The organism is Streptomyces sp. WAC 01529 (assembly GCF_003945545.1).
In the GTDB taxonomy this organism is placed as follows: domain Bacteria; phylum Actinomycetota; class Actinomycetes; order Streptomycetales; family Streptomycetaceae; genus Streptomyces; species Streptomyces anatolicus.
This window is the reverse complement of record NZ_CP029617.1, coordinates 1,654,204-1,672,796: the sequence shown is the minus strand read 5'-3', so window position 1 is coordinate 1,672,796 and position 18,593 is coordinate 1,654,204. Positions and strand designations below refer to the sequence as shown.

Annotated in this window: 15 protein-coding genes; 11 read left to right on the top strand and 4 right to left on the bottom strand. The window is 72.6% G+C overall.

Annotated features, from left to right (window positions below; all coding sequences use genetic code 11):
* Nucleotides 1-36: 36 nt before the first annotated feature.
* Genes DMA15_RS07525 through DMA15_RS07515 form a run of 3 tightly spaced genes read left to right on the top strand, consistent with a single transcriptional unit; the run spans nucleotide 37 to nucleotide 2,983 of the window.
* The gene (locus DMA15_RS07525; RefSeq protein WP_125511877.1) at nucleotides 37-1,080 is read left to right on the top strand and encodes an iron chelate uptake ABC transporter family permease subunit; all 1,044 of its coding nucleotides are present in this window, start codon (nucleotides 37-39) and stop codon (nucleotides 1,078-1,080) included.
* Complete coding sequence (locus DMA15_RS07520; RefSeq protein WP_125511876.1) at nucleotides 1,077-2,105, top strand: iron chelate uptake ABC transporter family permease subunit; 1,029 nt, start codon at nucleotides 1,077-1,079, stop codon at nucleotides 2,103-2,105. Before DMA15_RS07525 ends, DMA15_RS07520 begins: the two co-directional genes overlap by 4 nt.
* Nucleotides 2,102-2,983 (top strand): ABC transporter ATP-binding protein, encoded by an 882-nt coding sequence (locus DMA15_RS07515; RefSeq protein ID WP_125511875.1) that lies wholly within the window; start codon nucleotides 2,102-2,104, stop codon nucleotides 2,981-2,983. Before DMA15_RS07520 ends, DMA15_RS07515 begins: the two co-directional genes overlap by 4 nt.
* On the opposite strand, the gene DMA15_RS07510 is transcribed toward DMA15_RS07515, so the two are convergent.
* A complete protein-coding gene (locus DMA15_RS07510) occupies nucleotides 2,967-3,314 on the bottom strand; it encodes an alkyl sulfatase C-terminal domain-containing protein (protein WP_125511874.1) in 348 nt (115 codons plus the stop codon). The two genes, DMA15_RS07515 and DMA15_RS07510, sit on opposite strands and share 17 nt — an antisense overlap.
* Nucleotides 3,315-3,356: 42 nt before the next feature.
* On the opposite strand from DMA15_RS07510, the gene DMA15_RS07505 reads away from it, so the two are divergent.
* Genes DMA15_RS07505 through DMA15_RS07495 form a run of 3 tightly spaced genes read left to right on the top strand, consistent with a single transcriptional unit; the run spans nucleotide 3,357 to nucleotide 5,456 of the window.
* Nucleotides 3,357-3,716 carry a hypothetical protein gene (locus tag DMA15_RS07505; RefSeq protein WP_240659705.1) on the top strand — a complete coding sequence of 120 codons (360 nt, stop codon included), beginning with the start codon at nucleotides 3,357-3,359 and terminating at the stop codon, nucleotides 3,714-3,716.
* A 7-nt stretch (nucleotides 3,717-3,723) separates the two neighbouring features.
* Nucleotides 3,724-4,539 (top strand): TlyA family RNA methyltransferase, encoded by an 816-nt coding sequence (locus DMA15_RS07500; RefSeq protein ID WP_125511873.1) that lies wholly within the window; start codon nucleotides 3,724-3,726, stop codon nucleotides 4,537-4,539.
* 11 nt (nucleotides 4,540-4,550) lie between these two features.
* On the top strand, nucleotides 4,551-5,456 hold the full coding sequence (locus tag DMA15_RS07495) for an NAD kinase (RefSeq protein ID WP_125511872.1): 906 nt from the start codon (nucleotides 4,551-4,553) through the stop codon (nucleotides 5,454-5,456).
* A gap of 177 nt (nucleotides 5,457-5,633) precedes the next feature.
* Here the strand turns inward: DMA15_RS07495 and DMA15_RS07490 are convergent, their stop codons facing one another.
* Nucleotides 5,634-6,992, bottom strand: a complete 1,359-nt coding sequence (locus DMA15_RS07490; protein WP_240659704.1) for an FtsX-like permease family protein — start codon at nucleotides 6,990-6,992, stop codon at nucleotides 5,634-5,636.
* A gap of 248 nt (nucleotides 6,993-7,240) precedes the next feature.
* Here DMA15_RS07490 and recN point away from each other — a divergent pair, with 248 nt between their 5' ends.
* A complete protein-coding gene (gene recN, locus DMA15_RS07485) occupies nucleotides 7,241-8,968 on the top strand; it encodes a DNA repair protein RecN (protein ID WP_125517394.1) in 1,728 nt (575 codons plus the stop codon).
* A gap of 291 nt (nucleotides 8,969-9,259) precedes the next feature.
* Nucleotides 9,260-10,429 carry a glycosyltransferase family 4 protein gene (locus DMA15_RS07480; RefSeq protein ID WP_125511870.1) on the top strand — a complete coding sequence of 390 codons (1,170 nt, stop codon included), beginning with the start codon at nucleotides 9,260-9,262 and terminating at the stop codon, nucleotides 10,427-10,429.
* Between the two features lie 40 nt (nucleotides 10,430-10,469).
* Here DMA15_RS07480 and DMA15_RS07475 read toward each other — a convergent pair whose 3' ends face one another.
* Nucleotides 10,470-12,113, bottom strand: coding sequence for a PucR family transcriptional regulator (locus DMA15_RS07475; protein WP_125511869.1), 1,644 nt, complete (start codon nucleotides 12,111-12,113; stop codon nucleotides 10,470-10,472).
* Nucleotides 12,114-12,286: 173 nt separating this feature from the next.
* On the opposite strand from DMA15_RS07475, the gene DMA15_RS07470 reads away from it, so the two are divergent.
* Nucleotides 12,287-13,780, top strand: a complete 1,494-nt coding sequence (locus DMA15_RS07470) for an APC family permease (RefSeq protein ID WP_240659703.1) — start codon at nucleotides 12,287-12,289, stop codon at nucleotides 13,778-13,780.
* Nucleotide 13,781: 1 nt separating this feature from the next.
* On the opposite strand, the gene DMA15_RS07465 is transcribed toward DMA15_RS07470, so the two are convergent.
* The gene (locus DMA15_RS07465) at nucleotides 13,782-15,593 is read right to left on the bottom strand and encodes a glycoside hydrolase family 15 protein (RefSeq protein ID WP_125517392.1); all 1,812 of its coding nucleotides are present in this window, start codon (nucleotides 15,591-15,593) and stop codon (nucleotides 13,782-13,784) included.
* 469 nt (nucleotides 15,594-16,062) lie between these two features.
* Here DMA15_RS07465 and DMA15_RS07460 point away from each other — a divergent pair, with 469 nt between their 5' ends.
* Together DMA15_RS07460 and DMA15_RS07455 are read left to right on the top strand one after the other, a co-directional pair.
* The gene (locus tag DMA15_RS07460) at nucleotides 16,063-17,724 is read left to right on the top strand and encodes a CTP synthase (RefSeq protein ID WP_125511867.1); all 1,662 of its coding nucleotides are present in this window, start codon (nucleotides 16,063-16,065) and stop codon (nucleotides 17,722-17,724) included.
* Between the two features lie 87 nt (nucleotides 17,725-17,811).
* Entirely contained in the window at nucleotides 17,812-18,438 is a 627-nt protein-coding gene (locus DMA15_RS07455; protein WP_125511866.1) for an NUDIX hydrolase, read from the top strand.
* Nucleotides 18,439-18,593 lie beyond the last annotated feature (155 nt).

Sequence of the window (18,593 nt, the reverse complement as noted above, 5' to 3'; positions counted from 1 at the left end):
GCTTAAGCCGCTGCGAGGGTAGGCTAACCTAACCTGGTGTTGGTCGACAGTCCCCCAGAACCCCGCGCGGAGACCGCTCCCGCGCCTCCCGAACGCCGCGCGATACGCAGCATCGGGCTGCTCGTCTCGGTCGCCGTCCTCCTGCTCGTCTTCCTCGCGAGCATCGCGGTCGGCGCCAAATCGCTCTCCATGGACCAGGTCTGGCACGGGCTGTTCCACGACTCCGGGACCTACGCCGATGTCGTCGTCGGGGAGCGGCTCTCGCGCAGCCTGCTCGGACTGCTCGCCGGCATCGCGCTCGGCCTCTCCGGCGCGGTCCTCCAGGCACTCACCCGCAACCCGCTGGCCGACCCCGGTCTGCTCGGCATCAACCTCGGCGCCTCGGCCGCGGTCGTCAGCGCGTTCAGCTTCTTCGGCGTCACCTCCCTGAGCGGCTATGTGTGGTTCGCCTTCTTCGGGGCGGCACTCGTCGGCGTACTGCTCTACATCCTGGGCGGTGCGCGGGGCGCGACGCCCGTGCGGCTCGCGCTCGCCGGTACCGCGATCAGCGCGGCGCTCTACGGCTATGTGCAGGCCGTCATGATCACGGACGGGGCCGCGCTCAACAAGATGCGGTTCTGGACGGTCGGTTCGCTCGCCTCCGCCAGCATGGACACCATCCAGCAGGTGCTGCCCTTCCTCGCGGTCGGCATCGTGCTCGCGCTCGGCCTCGCCCGGCCCCTGAACGCCATGGCCATGGGTGACGACACCGCCCGCGCGCTCGGCGCCCATCTCACGCGCACGCGCGCGCTGTCGATGGCCGCGGCGACCCTGCTGTGCGGGGCCGCGACCGCCGCCTGCGGGCCGATCGTCTTCGTCGGCCTGATGGTGCCGCACATCGTGCGCTCCTTCACCGGGCCCGACATGCGCTGGATCCTGCCGTACGCGGCCGTCCTCTCGCCGGTGCTGCTGCTCGGCGCGGACGTCGTCGGACGCGTCGTGGCGCGCCCCTCGGAGCTCCAAGTGGGCATCGTGACCGCGGTCATCGGCGCGCCCGTCTTCATCTTTCTCGTACGACGGCGGAAGTTGGCCCAGCTGTGAAGGCGATACGTACCCGGGCCGGCCTCTCCTTCCGGCTCGACGTCCGCACGACCGCGGTCGTCACCCTGCTCCTCGTCGCCGCGCTCGCCGCGAGCGTCGTCCTGATCGGCACCGGCGACTTCGAGATCCCGGCCGCCGACGTCGTCCGCACGCTGCTCGGCGACGGCGACGCCGGGCAGGAGTTCATCATCAACGACCTGCGGCTGCCGCGGGTCCTCGTCGGGCTCCTGGTGGGCGCGGCCCTCGGCCTCGGCGGCGCGCTCTTCCAGTCCATCGCCCGCAATCCGCTGGGCAGTCCGGACGTGCTCGGCCTCGGCCAGGGTTCGACCGCCGGGGCGCTCACCATGATCGTCCTCTTCCAGGGCAGCGCGGTCGAGGTCGCGGGCGGCGCGCTCGTCGGGGGGCTGGTGACCGGCGCCGCCATCTATCTGCTCGCCTGGAAGCGCGGTGTGCACGGCTACCGGCTCGTCCTCGTCGGCATCGGAGTCTCCGCCTTCATCACGGCCGTCAACAGCTATCTGCTCACCAAGGCCGACTTCGTCGACGCCGCCCGGGCCGTGGTCTGGATGACCGGCTCGCTCAACGGCCGCGACTGGGACCAGGTCTGGCCGCTGCTCGCGCTCTGCGCCGTCCTCGTCCCGCTCGTCCTCGTCTACGGGCGTCCGCTGCGGATGCTGGAGATGGGCGACGACGTCGCGAACGCGCTCGGCGTGCGCGTCGAACGCACCCGCGCCGTGCTGCTCCTGGCCTCCGTGCTGCTCACCGCGGCCGCCACCGCCGCCGCGGGCCCCGTCAGCTTCGTCGCGCTCACCGCGCCGCAGCTCGCCCGGCGCCTCACCCGCTCGCCGGGGCCCAACCTCATGCCGGCGATGTTCATGGGCGCCGCCCTGCTGATCGTCGCGGACCTCGCCTCGCAGCGGGCCTTCGGCGCGGACCAGCTGCCGGTCGGCGTCGTCACCGGTGTGCTCGGCGGCGTCTACCTGCTGTGGCTGCTCGTCACCCAGCGCAAGGCGGGACGGATATGACGCCGGTGCCCGCCGAGAAGCCCCGCCAGGAACTCGTAACCCCCCACGACCAGGAGCGTGCTGCTGTGAACCGGCTCATCGCCGACGACGTCACCCTCGGCTACGACCAGCGCGTCATCGCCGAGAAGCTGTCCGTCGAGATCCCCGACAACTCCTTCACCGTGATCGTGGGCCCCAACGCCTGCGGCAAGTCCACGCTCCTGCGCGCGCTGTCCCGCATGCTCAAGCCGTCCGCGGGACGCGTGCTGCTCGACGGCAACGTCATCCAGTCGATGCCCGCGAAGAAAGTCGCCAAGACGCTCGGCCTGCTGCCGCAGTCGTCCATCGCGCCCGACGGCATCACCGTCGGCGACCTGGTCGCCCGCGGCCGCTACCCCCACCAGGGCCTCCTGCGGCAGTGGTCGGCCGAGGACGAGCGAATCGTCGACGAGTCGATGGAGTCGACGGGCGTACGCGAACTCGCCGATCGCTATGTCGACGAACTCTCCGGCGGCCAGCGCCAGCGCGTGTGGATCGCGATGGCGCTCGCCCAGCAGACCCCGCTGCTGCTGCTCGACGAGCCGACGACGTTCCTCGACATCCAGCACCAGCTCGACGTCCTCGACCTGTGCGCCGAACTCCACGAGGAGCAGGGCCGCACCCTCGTCGCCGTCCTGCACGACCTGAACCACGCCGCGCGCTACGCCACGCACCTCATCGCCCTGCGCGACGGCGCGGTGATCGCCGAGGGCGCGCCGTCCGAGATCGTCACGGCGGAACTGGTCGAGCAGACGTTCGGGATCCAGTGCCAGATCATCGACGACCCGGAGAGCGGGACGCCGCTGGTGATCCCCGCGGCGCGTACCGGGCGCAAGACCCTGGCTAAAGCAGCGACCTGAGCTTCAGCAGATCCCGGAAGCCCGCCTCCAGCTTGACCCGGCCGGAGGTCCAGGCACTGGCGAAGTTCAGCTCGCCGTCCACCATCGCCACCAAATCGTCGCCGGTCATCGCAAGGCGGATCTCGGCCTTCTCGCGCGGCGGGCCCTGGTGGGTGTCGAGCACCGTGATCCGGCCGTTTTCGAGACGGCCGGTGAAGGTGACGTCGAGGTCGGTGACGCGGCAGCTCAGCGAGCGGTTCAGGGCAGCGGCGCCCCGCACGTCGCCGTCGGCGGACGCGAGATTGTCCGAGAGTCTGTCGAGTGCCGTGCGGCACTCCGCCATGGTCGCCATCGTGATCGACGGTACCGCAGCGCTTCGGGGTAGCGTCGTGCCATGAGCGACTCTCACGCGGGCCCCGAAGAGGGAGCGGCGGCAAAGCCGGAGCCTCAGGTTCCGGACGAGCCGTCGTACGTGGCCGATGAACCGCCCTACGCGGCGGAAGAGCCGTCGTACGACCCCGCCGCCCCCGCGCCCCTCGGCGTCGAGCGCACGCCCACCGGCAACGCCGACGTGGACGCGCGGCTGGCGCGGCTCGGCGACGCGGACCACCTCGCCACGGACGGCCACATCGAGGTGTACGAGGATGTACACGGGGGCCTGCGCGACGCGCTGACCGCGCTCGACGAACGCCCCGGCCCGCCGGTGCCCTCCGGGACGCCGGCGACTTCATCCTCGTACGACAACAGGAGCTGAACCGAACGTGGCAGGAGTGGCACGACGCCGCCTCGACGCCGAGCTGGTCCGCAGGAAGCTCGCGCGCTCGCGCGAGCACGCGAGCCAGCTGATCGCGGCCGGCCGGGTCGCGGTCGGCAAGACCGTCGCGACCAAGGCCGCGACACAGGTGGAGACGGCCGCCCCGATCGTGGTCTCGCAGGACGAGAGCGACCCCGACTACGTCTCGCGCGGCGGCCACAAGCTCGCGGGCGCGCTCGCGGCCTTCGTGCCGCGGGGGCTCGTCGTCGAGGGGCGGCGCGCGCTGGACGCGGGCGCGTCCACCGGCGGCTTCACCGATGTGCTGCTGCGCTCCGGCGCCGCGCACGTCGTCGCCGTCGACGTCGGCTACGGCCAGCTCGCCTGGTCGCTGCAGAGTGACGACCGGGTCACCGTGAAGGACCGTACGAACGTACGAGAGTTGACGCTGGAGGCGATCGACGGCGTGCCCGTCGACATCGTCGTCGGCGACCTCTCCTTCATCCCGCTCGGCCTGGTGCTGCCCGCCCTCGTGCGGTGCGCGGCTCCCGACGCGGACCTGGTGCTCATGGTCAAGCCGCAGTTCGAGGTCGGCAAGGAGCGGCTCGGCAGCGGTGGCGTCGTGCGCAGCGCCGAACTGCGGGCCGACGCCGTGCGCGGCGTCGCACGTCAGGCGTGGGGGCTCGGTCTCGGGGTGCGCGGGGTGACCGCGAGCCCGCTGCCGGGGCCCTCGGGGAATGTCGAGTACTTTCTGTGGCTGCGCGCCGGGGCCGACGAGCTGGACCCGGCGGACGTTGACCGTGCCGTGGCGGAGGGGCCCCGTTGACCCAGACCCGAGTGACCCAGACCGATGCGCGTACCGTCTTCCTGCTCGCGCACACCGGACGGCCCGCGGCCATCCGCAGCGCCGAACTCGTCGTCCAGGGGCTGCTGCGCAGCGGTATCGGCGTGCGGGTCCTGGAGGCCGAGGCCGCCGACCTGCCGCTGCCCAGCGCGGTCGAGACGGTCAGGGAGGCCACCGCCGAGTGCATCGACGACTGTGAGCTGATCGTCGTCCTCGGCGGCGACGGGACGCTGCTGCGGGGCGCCGACTTCGCGCGGGCCTCCGGGGTGCCCATGCTCGGGGTGAACCTCGGGCGCGTGGGCTTCCTCGCGGAGGCCGAGCGCGACGACCTCGACAAGGTCGTCGACCGGGTGGTCACCAAGGAGTACGAGGTCGAGGAGCGCATGACGATCGACGTCATCGTGCACCGCAACGGCGACATCGTGCACCGCGACTGGGCGCTGAACGAGGCCGCCGTGCAGAAGGTGTCTCCCGAGCGGATGCTCGAGGTCATCCTGGAGATCGACGGGCGGCCGGTCACCGGCTTCGGCTGCGACGGCATCGTCTGCGCGACACCGACCGGTTCGACGGCGTACGCGTTCTCGGCGGGCGGGCCCGTGGTGTGGCCCGAGGTGGAGGCGCTGCTCATGGTGCCGATCAGCGCGCACGCCCTGTTCGCCAAGCCGCTGGTGACCTCGCCGGACTCGGTGCTCGCCGTCGAGGTCCAGCCGCACACGCCGCACGGGGTGCTGTGGTGCGACGGGCGGCGGACCGTCGAACTGCCCTCGGGAGCGCGGGTGGAGGTGCGCCGGGGCGCGGTGCCGGTGCGGCTCGCCCGGCTGCACCACGCCTCGTTCACCGACCGCCTCGTCGCCAAGTTCGCGCTGCCGGTGTCGGGGTGGCGGGGCGCGCCGCACTAGCGCGGCTGCGCGCCGAGGGGCGGTTCGGGCGGGGCGCGTCACCGGTCGTGCGGCCCCCTGGGGGGCGTCTCGTGCCGCCTCCCGAAGGGTGCGGGCCCCTCGCCGCAGGTGCGTAGCCGCGGGAGCGTCGTGGCTGGGCGCGCAGTTCCCCGCGCCCCTGACGGGGCGACCGGCCGTTCACGTTGCGCCGACCACCGAGATCGCGCGCCTGCGCATGACCGCGCGGACCGGAAGGCCGGTGGCGAGCAGGGTCAGGAGCAGCGTGCCCGTGGCGACGCCGGCCGGCACGGGCCACGGCAGATGGGGCAGGGCGGTGCCGAAGGCCGTGCTGAGGATGGGGGCCAGCGTGCCGAGCGCGATCGCGGCGCCGAGCAGCAGCGCGGTCCCGGCGACGACCACCGCCTCCCAGGCCGCCATGGCCCCCACCTGGGCGCGCTGACTGCCCACCACCCGCAGCAGGGCCACGTCACGGCGGCGCTCGAAGGAGATCATGGCGAGGGTGTTGGCCGCGGCGATCGCGGCGAACCCCGCGTAGAGCCCGGTGCCCACGTAGTCGAGCCAGACCTCGCCGGTGCTGCCCGCCGAGCCGGTGTGGTGCTGGGCCGTCGTATGCATGCCGATCTTGGTGAGGCCGAAGCCCACGACGAGTACGAGGGGGACCACCGCGGCGGAGAAGCGGCGGGGCTGCGAGCGGACGTTGAGCATCGCGAGCCGGGCGCTCGGGCCCACGCGGCCGATCAGCGCCGAGACCAGCCAGGCCGCGGGGCCGATGAGGCGCGGGCCGAGCAGCCCCGCGCCGACGCAGAACATGATGAGGACGAGGAAGGCGCCCTCGCTCGCCTCGGCCGCGGGCTGCTCCGAGAGGAGCACGGAGACGCAGCACGCCCCGGCGATCGCGATCACACCGAGCGGCGCCCGCAGCATGCCGAGCCCCTTGCGTCCGGTCGCCGCCTCGGAGAGCGCGCGGGCCGGGCGCAGCAGGGAGAAGCGCAGTGCCGAGAAGAAGGCGGCGAGCGTCGTCGTCACCACGGCGACGCCCACGCAGACCGGCAGCGCGACCCAGCTGAAGCGGAAGCCGGCCTCGGCGGGCAGCAGGCCGTGGGAGACCATGCCCGCGTGCCACCAGCGGGCGCCGAGACCGCCGAGGAGGAAGCCGACGAGGGCGGCCGGGACGGAGGCGGTGAGGGCCTGGAGGGCGACCGCGCGGCGGATCTGGCGGGGCTTGGCGCCGATGGCCCGCACCATCGCCAGCTCCCGGTGCTGCTGTGCCACGGCGGTGCCCATGGTCGAGACGACCACGAATATCGACATGTAGATAGATCCGATCAACAGGACGAGCGCCATGTCCCCGACGCCGTTCTCCCTGATCTGCCGACGGGCCGAGGCGGAGAGCCCGGCCGTGCTTTCGGTGCTCGTCGTGCCGAGCATCATCGTCGACGCGCTCACCACGGTCGCCGCGAAGAGCGCGGCCACCGCGGTGCCCATGAATGCCGGGCGGTGCGCGCGCAGCGCCGCCTGTGCCAGTCCTGTTGCCATGTGGATCATGGTCGCCGCGGGGGCGGGGAGGGGGCCATGCGGCGGGCCGGTGGATCTTGCTGGGGATAACCCCACCCCCGCCGCACGGTCCCGTGCGCGGCTTCCGTGAGGGACCCGTGCGCGGCCCACTCCCGCGGGTGACAGTGGGCGCCGGGGCGCCGCCGTCACCTGCGCCTTCGCGGAAGGAGCCGAGGGCCCGTCGCAGACCGGGCCGCCGACCTCGTAAGGTCGTGTCCGTGTTGGAGGAGATGCGGATACGGTCGCTCGGAGTCATCGACGACGCGGTCGTCGAGCTGTCACCAGGGTTCACCGCCGTGACGGGTGAGACCGGCGCGGGCAAGACGATGGTGGTCACGAGCCTTGGCCTGCTGCTCGGCGGGCGCGCGGACCCCGCCCTGGTGCGGATCGGCGCGAAGGCGGCGGTGGTGGAGGGCCGGCTCGCCGTGCCCGCCGACTCGTCGGCGGCCGTGCGGGCGGAGGAGGCCGGGGCCGAACTGGACGACGGGGCGCTGCTCATCAGCCGTACCGTCTCCGCCGAAGGGCGCTCCCGGGCGCACCTCGGCGGGCGCTCGGTGCCGGTGGGCCTGCTCTCCGAACTCGCCGACGACCTGGTCGCCGTGCACGGCCAGACCGATCAGCAGGGCCTGCTGAAGCCCGCCAGGCAGCGCGGCGCCCTCGACCGGTACGCGGGCGACGCGGTCGCCGTGCCGCTCGCCAAGTACACGGCCGCCTACCGAAGGCTGCGGGCCGTCACCGCCGAGGTCGACGAGATCACCACGCGCGCGCGGGAGCGGGCCCAGGAGGCGGACCTGCTGCGCTTCGGCCTGGAGGAGATCGGGGGCGTCGAACCGCGCGAGGGCGAGGACACCGAACTGGCCGCCGAGGCCGAGCGGCTCGGCCACGCGGAGGCACTCGCCTCCGCCGCCACGTCCGCGCACGCCGCCCTCGCGGGCAACCCCGAGGACCCGGAGGTCGTCGACGCCTCCACGCTCGTCGCGGGGGCCTCCAGGGCCCTTGAGGCCGTACGGACCCACGACCCGGCCCTCTCCGCGCTCGCCGACCGGCTCGGCGAGATCGGGATCCTGCTGAGCGACGTGGCGGGCGAACTCGCCGGGTACGCGGACGACCTGGACGCCGACCCGCTGCGGCTCGCCGCGGTCGAGGAGCGCCGTGCCGCGCTGACCCAGCTCACCCGGAAGTACGGCGCCGACATCGACGCCGTGCTCGCCTGGGCCGAGGAGGGCGCCGCGCGCCTGAGCGAGCTGGAGGGCGACGACGACCGGCTGGACGAGCTGGTCGCGGAGCGGGACGCGCTGCGGGCCGAACTCGCGGGGCTCGCGCAGACGCTGACCGACGCGCGACAGGAGGCGGCCTCGCGGTTCGCGGCGGCCGTCACCGAAGAGCTCGCCTCGCTGGCGATGCCCCACGCGCGCGTGTCGATCGCCATCAGCAGCACGGAGGTTCCCGAGGGGTCCGACGGCGTGGTCGTCGACGGCCGTACGGTCGCCTACGGCCCCGCGGGCGTCGACGAGGTGGAACTCCTCCTCGCCCCGCACCCCGGCGCGCCCGCCCGGCCGATCGCCAAGGGGGCGTCGGGCGGTGAGCTGTCGCGGGTGATGCTCGCCGTCGAGGTGGTCTTCGCGGGCACGGACCCCGTCCCGACGTACCTCTTCGACGAGGTCGACGCGGGCGTCGGCGGCAAGGCGGCGGTCGAGATCGGCCGACGCCTCGCGCGGCTGGCCAAGTCGGCGCAGGTCGTGGTCGTCACGCACCTTCCGCAGGTCGCGGCCTTCGCCGACCGGCAGTTGCTGGTCGAGAAGACCAACGACGGCATGGTGACGCGCTCCGGGGTCCAGGTCCTGGAGGGCGAGGACCGGGTGCGGGAACTGTCACGGATGCTGGCGGGCCAGGAGGACTCGGAAACGGCACGGGCCCACGCCGAGGAACTCCTCGCTACCGCTAGGTCGGACGGTTAAGGCACCCTCGCGTGAAGCCCCCTAGGGGGCGCGGGGAACTGCGCGCTCAGCCCACGAAAAGCCGCAGACGCGTCTGCCGAGTCACTGAGCAGACGCGTCTGCGGGTTTTTCGTGGTTGCTCGCGCAGTTCCCCGCGCCCCTTACGGGGCGCTACACCTCACCCGTGTGGGTGATTGCGCCGAGAGACTTGGCTGACCCCGCACGGAAGTGACCTTTCGCCGGTGCCGGAACGGCACCCCGGCTGGCATCCTTGGCGGAACCGCCCGCCGCAGACTCAGGAGCCCCGGCCGCGTGAGCCACGTGAGCAGCCACTCGCCGCACGGACAGACACCGCACGGACAGACGCCGCTGCACACCGTTCAGGTACTCGGCGGCGCCGGCGCGGGCAGCTGCGCCCACGTCAGATCGCTGGCCGCGGGCCTCGCCGCCCGGGGGGTGCGGGTCACCGTATGCGCCCCCGAGGAGGCCGTCCGCGCCTACGACTTCACCGGCACGGGCGCCCGCCACGTCCACGTGCCCCGCAGCGGCGACCCCGCGTCGGTGGCCGCACTCCGCGTGGCCTGCGCCGACGCCGACCTCGTACACGCGCACGGCCTGCACGCCGCCTTCCGTGCCGTCCTGGCGCTCACCGGGCGCCGCACCCCGCTCGTCGTCACCTGGCACCACCACGCCCACGCCCATGCGGCGGGCGCCCGCGCCCGGGTCCTGCGCATGCTGGAGCGGCGCGTCGCCAAGACCGCCACCGTGGTCCTCGGCGCCTCATCCGACCTCGTCGACCGGGCCCGCAGGTCGGGCGCGAGGGACGCCCGCCTCGCCGCGGTCGTGCTGCCCGTGCCCCGCCGGAGGGGACTCCCCGAGGAAGCGGAGGAGGAGCCGGACCGCCGCCTCCACAAGGCCCGCGCCGAACTGGGCGCCGTGGACCGCCCGTTGGTCCTCGCCGTCGGCGCCCTGGAGCGGGGGCGCGGCTACGACGTACTCCTGGACGCCACGCGCGCGTGGCGGCACCTGGACCCGCTGCCGCTCCTCGTCGTCGCGGGGGAGGGCCCGGAGCGGGCCGCCCTCCAGCACCGCATCGAGGACGAGCAGCTCCCGGTCCGTCTCGTCGGACGCCGCGACGACGTCCCCGAACTCCTCGCCGCCGCCGACCTCGCGGTACTGCCCGGCAGCCCGGACTCCCGCCCCGTCCTCGCCCAGGAGGCCCTGCACGCGCGCGTGCCGCTCGTGGCCGCCGCGGTGGACGGCGTCCCCGAACTCGTCGGCGACGGCGCCGAACTCGTCCCCCGCGAAGACCCCGCGGCCCTCGCCACCGCCGTCGTCCGCCTGCTCGCCGACCCGGTCCGCAGGGCGGAGCTGAGGGACAGGGGCACGGCTCAGGCCGCCACCTGGCCGACCGAGGACGAGACGGTGGCCCAAGTCCTCAGCGTCTACGACGAGTTGACGCAGCCGGTGCCGTACAGCTGAGGGAGCCCTACAGCCGACAGAGCCCTCAACTGAGAGAGCCCTACGTCACATGCCTGCGCGCCCGCAGCGCCAGGCTCAGCGCGAGGACCGTCTGCGGGTCGTCGAGGTCCGTGCCGAGCAGCTCGCTGATCCGGGCCAGGCGGTTGTAGAGCGTCTGCCGGTTCAGATGCAGCTCGCGCGCCGTCTCCGCCTTGCGGCCCGCATGCGCCAGGAACGTCTGGAGCGTGGGCAGGAGCGGCGGCTTCGAGCGCTGGTCGTGGGCGCGCAGCGGGCCGATCGCGCGGTCCACGAACGCCGCGAGGACCCCGTCCTCGTCATGGCGGTGCAGCCGCCACAGCAGCAGGTCGATGTCGAGGCGCCGCGCGTCGTACCAGGGGCGGTCCGTCAGGCCCTGCGCGGCCGTCGCCGCCTCCGCCGCGTGCCGCAGCCCCGCCGACGCTGCCGCCCAGCCGCCCGCGACGCCGACCACGACGACCGGCGGCTGCGCCCCGGGCCGCTGCATCCCCGCCCGCTCTACGCCCGCCCGCAGCGCCGCCGCGACCCGGTCGGCCACCGCGGTCCGCTCGCTCTCCGAGCGCAGGCCGAGGAGCAGGGGCACCCGGCCCTCGACGGGACGTACGCCAAGGAGCGCCGGTACGCCCACGGACGCCAGCTCCTCCGCGACCGCCCGCGCGAGCACCGCCCAGCCGCCCCCGGTCGGCAGGCCGTCCGCGAGCCGCATCACCACCGGCAGCAGCGGGCTCCCCTCGGGGCCCGGCCTGAAGCCGAGGACGCGGGCCTGCGCCGGGGCGTCGTCGGCCTCGATCCGTCCCTCCGCGAGGTCGGTCAGGAAGTCACCGCGGCCGCGCGCCGCCAGCTCCTCCTCCTGGCGGGCCTGCATCAGCACCACCGCCAGACTGCTCGCCGCCCGCTCCGCCGCGATGCGGTGCACCGGCAGCGGCGCCGCCTCCACCGCGAGCAGCACGAGCCGGGCCCGCACCGAGCCCGCGCCGGGCCCGCCGCCCGGCACGTCGACGAGGACCGCCCCTGCGGGCGGACCGTCCCGCTCGACGGTCCGCCCGCGCAGCCCCTCCCACACCTGGAGCGGATCCGCGCACTCCGTGCCCGCCGCGGCCGCGTAGAGCAGCTGCCCGTCGGCCGTCTCGAGGAAGACCGGGTTGCCGCTGAACTCCGCGAGGATGGAGAGGACTTGGGGGATGCCGCCGCCGCCCAGCAGCGCCTCCGTGCACCGCCTGTGCACCTCCTCGGCCTGCTGGAGCAGCGCGTAGTGGCCGTTGACGATCTCCGTGTGGACCTCTTCGGTGACCGTCACGAACGGCACCTCGCGGTGCAGCTGCACCAGCGGGAGCCCGGCGGCCCGCGCGGTCTCCACGATCGCGGCGGGAAGCCGTGCGAAGCGCGGCCCCAGCTCGACGACGAGCGCCGCGATGCCCCGCTCGGCGAGCTTGCGCACGTAGGCGCGCTGCTCGGCCGGGCGCGCCCCGAGCCCGAGCCCGGTGGTGAGCAGCAGCTCGCCGCCCTTGAGCAGCGAGGCGATGTTCGGCACCTCGCCCGCGTGCACCCACCGCACCGTCCGCTGGAGCCGGTCCGCGCCCGCGACGACCTCGGGGAGCCCGCCGCGCAGCCCCGGAAGTTCCAGCGCGCGCCGCACGGTGATGCCGCCCTGAGTGCCCTGACTGTCCATGGCGCGGACGCTACCGGGGCGCGCGGCACCGGAACATCTCCGACCGGTCACGGCGGCTCGCGGCGGCACCCGGCGGGGCGACAACTCGTCGCCTCCGGGCGGAAATTGCGCGACCCCCTGTCGCTTGTGGCGTACGTCACGTCGCGGGCAGGGTGCCCGCCATGCCCGATCACATGTCAGAGCAACCGAGCACACCCGAGGTCCACCGCCTCAAGGCGAACTCCGTCGGCATCGTCGGCGTCGTCTTCATGGCGGTCGCCACCGCCGCGCCGATCACCGCCATGACCGGCAACCTCCCGATCGCCGTCGGCGCGGGCAACGGCACCGGTGCCCCCGCCGGCTACCTCTTCGCGACGCTCGTCCTGACGGTCTTCTCCGTCGGTTACGTCGCCATGGCCAAGCGGATCACCGCCGCCGGTGCCTTCTACGGCTACATCTCGCACGGCCTCGGCCGCATCGCGGGCATGGCCTCGGGGATGCTCGCCGTCCTCGCGTACATCGTCTTCGAGGCGTCGATCGTCGGCGTCTTCGCGTACTTCGCGCAGACCACCGTGGAGGACCAGCTCGGCCTCGACCTGCCGTGGATCGTCTACGCGGCCGCGATGCTCGCCGCCACGGCCGTCCTCGCGTACTTCGACATCAACCTCACCGCGAAGGCGCTCGGCGTGATGCTCGTCGCGGAGATCGCCGTCCTCTTCGCGGTCGCCACCGCCGTGCTGCTCCACGGGGGCGGCCCCGACGGCATACCCGTCGAGCCCCTCAACCCCCAGAACGCCTTCACCGGCACCTCCGCCGGGCTCGGCCTCTTCTTCGCCTTCTGGTCGTGGGTGGGATTCGAGTCGACGGCGATGTACGGCGAGGAGTCCCGCGACCCCAAGCGCGTCATCCCGCGCGCGACCCTCATCTCGGTCGTCGGTGTCGGCGTCTTCTACATCTACGTCTCCTGGATGACGATCGCGGGCAACGGCCTGTCCGGCTCGGTGGAGATCTCCCGGTCGGCCACCCCGCTCGACCTGTTCTTCGACCCCGCGCACAGCTTCATCGGCGCGTGGGCGGTGGACGCCTTCCAGTGGCTGCTGATCACGGGCTCGTTCGCCTGCGGGATGGCCTTCCACCAGTGCGCGTCGCGCTATCTGTACGCGATCGGGCGCGAGGGCTTCCTGCACCCCGCCCTCGGCCGCACCCACCCCGCGCACGGCTCCCCGTACATCGCCTCGTACGTCCAGTCCGTCATCGCCGTCGCCCTGGTGGCCGCCTTCTGGCTGACCGGCCAGGACCCGTACATCCATCTGTACACGCTGCTGGCGATCCTCGGCACGATGGCGATCCTCATCGTGCAGACGCTCTGCTCGTTCGCCGTGATCGGCTACTTCCGGCGCAACCACCCCGAGGACCGGCACTGGTTCAAGACGCTGGTGGCGCCGCTCCTCGGGGGTGTCGGGATGATCGCCGTGGTGGTCCTGCTGGTGATCAACATGGACACCGCGGCGGGTTCGGCGGCGGACTCGCTGCTGTTCAAGGCCATCCCGTGGATCATCGGCCTCGTCTTCACCGGCGGCCTCGCCCTGGGCGCGTACCTGAAGGCCCGCAGGCCCCTGCGGTACGAGGTGATCGGCCGCGTCGTCCTGGAGGACGCGGCCGAGCGCACCGACCCGCTTCTGACCTAGGTCAGCCGCCGTACGCCCCCGAAGCCGTCAGCCGCAGTGCCGTGTCGATCAGCGGCACGTGGCTGAAGGCCTGCGGGAAGTTGCCGACCTGGCGCTGGAGCCGCGGGTCCCACTCCTCGGCGAGCAGGCCCAGGTCGTTGCGGAGCGCGAGCAGCTTCTCGAAGAGCTTGCGGGCCTCGTCGACCCGGCCGATCATCGCCAGGTCGTCGGCCATCCAGAACGAGCAGGCGAGGAACGCCCCCTCGTCGCCCTCCAGGCCGTCCACGCCCGCGTCGTCACCGGCCGTCGGATAGCGCAGGATGAACCCGTCCGAGGTCGAGAGCTCCCGCTGGATCGCCTCGATGGTGCCGATGACGCGCTTGTCGTCGGGCGGCAGGAAGCCCATCTGCGGGATCAGCAGCAGCGAGGCGTCCAGCTCCTTGGAGCCGTAGGACTGTGTGAAGGTGTTGCGCTCGGGGTCGTAACCCTTCTCACACACGTCCCGGTGGATGTCGTCGCGCAGCTCGCGCCACTTCTCCAGCGGGCCGTCCGCGTCCCCGGACTCCAGGAGCTTGATGGTGCGGTCCACGGCGACCCAGGCCATCACCTTGGAGTGCACGAAGTGGCGGCGCGGGCCGCGCACCTCCCAGATGCCCTCGTCCGGCTCGTCCCAGTGGTCCTCCAGGTAGCGGATCAGCTTGAGCTGGAGCAGCGAGGCGTAGTCGTTGCGGGCCAGGCCCGTCATGTGCGCCAGGTGCAGCGCCTCGGTGACCTCGCCGTACACGTCGAGCTGGAGCTGGTGGGCGGCGCCGTTGCCCGCCCGGACCGGCTGGGAGCCCTCGTATCCGGGCAGCCAGTCCAGCTCCGTCTCGCCCAGCTCGCGCTCGCCCGCGATGCCGTACATGATCTGGAGGTTCTCCGGGTCGCCCGCCACCGCGCGCAGCAGCCACTCGCGCCAGGCGCGGGCCTCCTCGCGGTAGCCGGTGCGCAGCAGCGACGAGAGCGTGATCGCCGCGTCGCGCAGCCAGGTGAAGCGGTAGTCCCAGTTGCGCGAGCCCCCGATGTCCTCGGGGAGCGAGGTGGTGGGCGCCGCGACGATGCCGCCGGTCGGCGCGTACGTCAGCGCCTTCAGCGTGATCAGCGAGCGGACCACGGCCTCCCGGTAGGGCCCGTGGTACGTGCAGTGGTCGACCCAGTCACGCCAGAAGTCCTCCGTGGCGGTGAGCGCCGCCTCGGGCTCGGGCATGGCGGGCTGCTGCTTGTGCGAGGGCTGCCACGAGATGGTGAACGCGATCCGCTCACCCGGCGAGACCGTGAAGTCCGAGTACGTGGTGAGGTCCTTGCCGAAGGTCTCGGCGTCGGTATCCAGCCATACGGAGTCCGGCCCCGCGACGGCCACCGTGCGGCCGTCGACCTTGTGCACCCAGGGCACCACACGCCCGTAGCTGAAACGCATCCGCAGTGCCGAGCGCATCGGCACCCGGCCGGTGACGCCCTCGACGATCCGCACCAGCTGGGGGGCGTCGGTGTCGCGCGGCGGCATGAAATCGATCACGCGGACGGTGCCGCGGGGGGTGTCCCACTCCGATTCGAGCACCAGGGAGTCGCCGCGATAGGTGCGGCGAGCAGCCGTGGGTGGCTGCGAATCCGGTGCGTAGGCGGGCCCGAGGCGCCAGAAGCCGTGCTCCTCGGTGCCCAACAGGCCGGCGAAAACGGCGTGGGAGTCGAAGCGGGGAAGGCACAGCCAGTCGACTGTGCCGTCCCGGCAGACCAGGGCTGCGGTCTGCATGTCTCCGATGAGTGCGTAGTCCTCGATGCGCCCGGCCACGTGCATCTCCAGTCGAACGGCCACGTTCGCCCCGCGGGGCGCTTACTTACTGGTCAGCGGTCAAGTGATCGTTGCCGAGCGCTTGTTCCGGGTGCAAGGCGGGGTGGTGCCGTGTGCCGGAGGGGGCTCGGCAGCGAGTGTCCGAGCAGGATACGACGCACGTTGGTGATCTGCGCGCCCCTCCCGGCAACGAGGCGCGGCCGAACGGGTGAGCGGCAGGTGAGAGGGGGTGTGAGCCGGTGTGCCGCGGTGCCGTGGGGGATCGGGGGGCGTGCGGGTCCTGTGACGGCACTGTGTGCGCCTGATGGCGGAGCGTGGCCGGAAGCAGCCTCCTCCCGGCGCTGATACCCTGGTAGCCCGTGAGCCGGTGGTCATAGAACCCCCGAACCGCAGCGACGGCACCTCCCCCCGATTCCCCGGTGAGGCCGCCGGTACGCACCTTCCAGACCGCGACCACGGGAGCCCCCTCTTGGCCATGCAGCCCAAATCCCAGACGACCAAGCACATCTTCGTCACCGGGGGTGTCGCCTCTTCCCTCGGCAAGGGTCTGACTGCCTCCAGCCTGGGTGCGCTCCTCAAGGCGCGTGGCCTGCGCGTCACGATGCAGAAGCTCGACCCGTACCTGAACGTCGACCCGGGCACGATGAACCCCTTCCAGCACGGTGAGGTGTTCGTCACCAACGACGGCGCCGAGACCGACCTGGACATCGGCCACTACGAGCGCTTCCTCGACGTCGACCTCGACGGCTCCGCGAACGTGACCACCGGCCAGATCTACTCCCAGGTGATCGCCAAGGAGCGGCGCGGCGAGTACCTCGGCGACACCGTCCAGGTCATCCCGCACATCACCAACGAGATCAAGCACCGCATCCGCCGCATGGCCACCGACGACGTCGACGTCGTCATCACCGAGGTCGGCGGCACGGTCGGCGACATCGAGTCGCTGCCGTTCCTGGAGACCGTCCGCCAGGTCCGCCACGAGGTCGGCCGGGACAACGTCTTCGTGGTGCACATCTCGCTGCTGCCCTACATCGGTCCCTCCGGCGAGCTGAAGACCAAGCCGACCCAGCACTCCGTCGCCGCCCTGCGGAACATCGGCATCCAGCCCGACGCGATCGTGCTGCGCGCCGACCGTGACGTGCCGACCGCCATCAAGCGCAAGATCTCGCTGATGTGCGACGTCGACGAGGCCGCCGTGGTCGCCGCCATCGACGCCAAGTCGATCTACGACATCCCGAAGGTGCTGCACACCGAGGGCCTGGACGCCTACGTCGTGCGCAAGCTGGACCTGCCCTTCCGCGACGTCGACTGGGCGCAGTGGGACGACCTGCTCGACCGCGTGCACAACCCCGAGCACGAGGTCACCGTCGCGCTCGTGGGCAAGTACATCGACCTGCCCGACGCCTACCTCTCGGTGACCGAGGCGATGCGCGCGGGCGGCTTCGCGAACAAGGCCCGCGTCAAGGTCAAGTGGGTCACCTCCGACGACTGCAAGACCGCGGCGGGCGCCAAGAAGCAGCTCGGCGACGTCGACGCGATCCTGATCCCCGGCGGCTTCGGCGAGCGCGGCGTCGACGGCAAGGTCAGCGCCATCCGCTACGCCCGCGAGAACAAGGTGCCGCTGCTCGGCATCTGCCTCGGCCTCCAGTGCATCGTCATCGAGGCGGCCCGCAACCTCGCGGACATCCCCGACGCGAACTCCACGGAGTTCGACGCCGCCACGGCCCACCCGGTGATCTCCACCATGGCCGAGCAGCTCGACATCGTCGCCGGCGAGGGCGACATGGGCGGCACCATGCGCCTTGGCATGTACCCGGCCAAGCTGGCCGAGGGCTCCATCGCGCGTGAGGTCTACGACGGCAAGGAGTACGTCGAGGAGCGCCACCGCCACCGCTACGAGGTGAACAACTCCTACCGCGCCGACCTGGAGAAGAAGGCCGGGATCCAGTTCTCCGGCACCTCCCCGGACGGCAAGCTCGTCGAGTACGTCGAGTACCCCCGCGAGGTGCACCCCTACCTGGTCGCCACCCAGGCGCACCCGGAGCTGCGCTCCCGCCCGACCCGCCCCCACCCGCTCTTCGCGGGCCTGGTGAAGGCGGCCGTCGAGCGCAAGACGAACGCGAAGCCGGGCAAGTAGCACCAGGGAGATACGGTTGCCGGGGTGCGTGTCCCGCTGGGACGCGTACCCCGGTTTTCGTTTGTACGTGTGGGAGGAACGGGCGACATGACGATCAAGGACACCGCCGAGGAGTGGCAGGTCACCGCCACCCAGACCCCCTTCGTCGGGAACAAGACATCGGTGCGCACCGACGACGTGGTCATGCCCGACGGGTCCGTCGTCCACCGCGACTACCAGGTCCACCCCGGCTCGGTGGCCGTCCTCGCGCTCGACGGCGAGGGCCGCGTCCTGGTCATCCGCCAGTACCGCCACCCGGTCCGCCACAAGCTCTGGGAGATCCCCGCGGGGCTGCTCGACGTCCCCGGCGAGAACCCCCTGCACGCCGCGCAGCGCGAGCTGTACGAGGAGGCGCACGTCAAGGCGGGCGACTGGCGCGTGCTCACCGACGTCTACACCAGCCCCGGCGGCTGCGACGAGGCCGTGCGCGTCTTCCTCGCCCGCGATCTCGCCGAGGCCGAGGGGGAGCGCTTCGAGGTCTTCGAGGAGGAGGCCGACATGGAGCTGACCCGCGTACCGCTCGACGAACTCATCCGCGGGGTGCTCGCCGGAGAGCTGCACAACAACTGCCTCGTGGTGGGCGTGCTCTCGCTGTACGCGGCCCTGAACGGCGACGGCGTCGAGGCGCTGCGCCCGGCCGAGGCACCCTGGCCCGCGCGCCCCTTCGAGGCGTAGACCGCGGGGGCCGCAACCGGGAGACCGCGGGGCCGCCTCCCGTTCAGCCGTACCGGTATGACGATCTGCTGATCCGATCGGGGGACTTGTGCGCGCCGCATGTCCCGACGCCCCGCAGGGCCTGAACTAGGCTCTCAAAGCGTCCCGCCAGAAGT

What these genes read in the sequence shown, in the direction of transcription:
- DMA15_RS07515 (WP_125511875.1), top strand. Translation starts at nt 2,102, where the DNA reads ATGACGCCGGTGCCCGCCGAGAAGCCCCGCCAGGAACTCGTAACCCCC.
- DMA15_RS07510 (WP_125511874.1), bottom strand. Translation starts at nt 3,314, where the DNA reads ATGGCGACCATGGCGGAGTGCCGCACGGCACTCGACAGACTCTCGGAC.
- DMA15_RS07505 (WP_240659705.1), top strand. Translation starts at nt 3,357, where the DNA reads ATGAGCGACTCTCACGCGGGCCCCGAAGAGGGAGCGGCGGCAAAGCCG.
- DMA15_RS07490 (WP_240659704.1), bottom strand. Translation starts at nt 6,992, where the DNA reads ATGGCAACAGGACTGGCACAGGCGGCGCTGCGCGCGCACCGCCCGGCA.
- recN (WP_125517394.1), top strand. Translation starts at nt 7,241, where the DNA reads ATGCGGATACGGTCGCTCGGAGTCATCGACGACGCGGTCGTCGAGCTG.
- DMA15_RS07475 (WP_125511869.1), bottom strand. Translation starts at nt 12,113, where the DNA reads ATGGACAGTCAGGGCACTCAGGGCGGCATCACCGTGCGGCGCGCGCTG.
- DMA15_RS07470 (WP_240659703.1), top strand. Translation starts at nt 12,287, where the DNA reads ATGTCAGAGCAACCGAGCACACCCGAGGTCCACCGCCTCAAGGCGAAC.
- DMA15_RS07465 (WP_125517392.1), bottom strand. Translation starts at nt 15,593, where the DNA reads ATGCACGTGGCCGGGCGCATCGAGGACTACGCACTCATCGGAGACATG.
- DMA15_RS07460 (WP_125511867.1), top strand. Translation starts at nt 16,063, where the DNA reads ATGCAGCCCAAATCCCAGACGACCAAGCACATCTTCGTCACCGGGGGT.
- DMA15_RS07455 (WP_125511866.1), top strand. Translation starts at nt 17,812, where the DNA reads ATGACGATCAAGGACACCGCCGAGGAGTGGCAGGTCACCGCCACCCAG.